Source organism: Neisseria sp. P0021.S005 (assembly GCF_051956955.1).
Genome location: NZ_JBQCWY010000615.1, coordinates 1 through 1,838, shown reverse-complemented (window position 1 = coordinate 1,838; position 1,838 = coordinate 1). Strand labels below are relative to the sequence as shown.

Sequence of the window (1,838 nt, the reverse complement as noted above, 5' to 3'; positions counted from 1 at the left end):
CCGTAGAACAAAAAGCACAAATTGTTAAAGATTTCCAACGCAAAGAAGGCGATACCGGCTCTTCTGAAGTACAAGTCGCTCTGTTGACTTTCCGCATCAACGACCTGACTCCTCACTTCAAAGCCAATCCTAAAGACCACCACAGCCGTCGCGGCCTGTTGAAAATGGTTAGCCAACGTCGTCGCCTGCTGTCTTACCTGCGTCGTACTCAGCCTGATACTTACCGTACACTGATTACCCGCCTGGGTCTGCGTAAATAATTTATGCTTAAAATCAACACCGCCTTCGGGCGGTGTTTTTTATTAACATACCGATGCCGTCTGAAACACATGCCCACGCTCTGTGTTATACTTCCACACGCTTAAGCAGCAAGGCTTAAACTTCCAATCACTCCTAAAAGCTCCCATCAAAGCGAGAATCTGAATTGTCTGTTCATTCCATGTTGCACTCAGGAAAATTTTGGCTGAAAACCCTGGTTTTCAGCATTGCCGTGCTTTTATGCCTCACGGCGGTATTGAGTGCCTTAATGTTCCGCATATTCAATACAGAAAACATCGACGCATTCATACAGAAAAACTTTTCTGCCCATGGCTGCCAAGTCAAATACAATGCCAACATCAGCAGAAAATGGCTGCCGCGCCCTACGCTTATTTTAAAAGACCTCAGCCTTTCCTCTTCCGAACCTGATACGCCGACGCTGAATATTGCCGAGTCTAAAATGGGCTTTGGCTGGAGCAGCCTATGGTCAGATGCCCCCATTCTTGAAAAATGGATTCTTTCCAATCCGTCGCTGACGCTGGGTCCCAAAAACCACCTGCCTGCCTGCCTGCAACAAAACCATACATCGAAAGAAAGCTTCCAGCTCAACCGCGTCATCATCAATAACGCCAGCATCCGCTATCACAATAAAGAGCAAGATATTGCCTTAAACGATCTGCAATTTTCCCTGCGCAGAGCTGATTCAGACGGCCGTCCATTCGATATCAGCGGCATACTGCAAAACATAGGCAACCCCATCAGTTGGCAAGGGGCCGGCCATCTTGTACAAGATGATGCCGGCTGGAGCGTCCCCGCCCTCAAATTAAACCTGCAAACCGTATTACTCAAAAACAAGCTGGATGCCCAAATCGCAGGCAGCCTTAATTGGCAAGACCGAACCGCCCTTTTCCGCGACTTCAATCTGCAAGCCGAAAGCGACTATCAAAACTTGCATATCAACGCACGTTCTCCCCTCTTGCAATTCAAAAACGGCTATTTGCACCTCAACACACTCAACGGCGCATTGACCGCCGGCAGTGAAAACAACCAATGGGACGGTTCATTCAAACTGGACAAAACCAACCTCTATCCAACCGTTTTGACCGCCGCCAATTTTGAACTCAAAGGCAGCCATAAAAACGACCGCCTCCAAACCAACTTTACCTTTTCCAGTCCGTTGGTTTGGCAAAAAGGCAAAGGCATTGATGCACCCAAACTACACCTCAGCACCCTGCAAGACACCATCAACCGCCTTCCCCGCCCCCGATTCATCAGCACACTTGAAGGGCAGGCCAATTTCAGCCTCAATACATGGGAAGGCCGTCTGAAAGGCGCATTTGACAGACAAGCCCTTGCCTTGGCCTTTAAATACCAACGCGATGCCCAACCGCGTCCGCACCTTGACGCCGGTATCGCCTTACAAAAACTCAATCTGACCCCTTACTTGGAAGACCTGAAAACCCAGCCATCACTGAATCTTCCTTCCCTGCTGGCCAAATCCTGGTTGCCCGACATTGAGGCCAACCTCCAAATCGGCAGCATTCAAACTGCCGGTCTGCAATTAGAAAACATCGAATCCC

General features: G+C 49.1%; 2 protein-coding genes. Both read left to right on the top strand.

What is annotated here, in order from left to right:
• On the top strand, nucleotides 1-260 hold a 260-nt coding region (rpsO, locus tag ACTHUE_RS17505; RefSeq protein WP_440423161.1), incomplete at its 5' end, for a 30S ribosomal protein S15.
• 179 nt (nucleotides 261-439) lie between these two features.
• The coding region (locus tag ACTHUE_RS17500; protein WP_440424067.1) for an AsmA family protein at nucleotides 440-1,838 on the top strand (1,399 nt) is incomplete at its 3' end.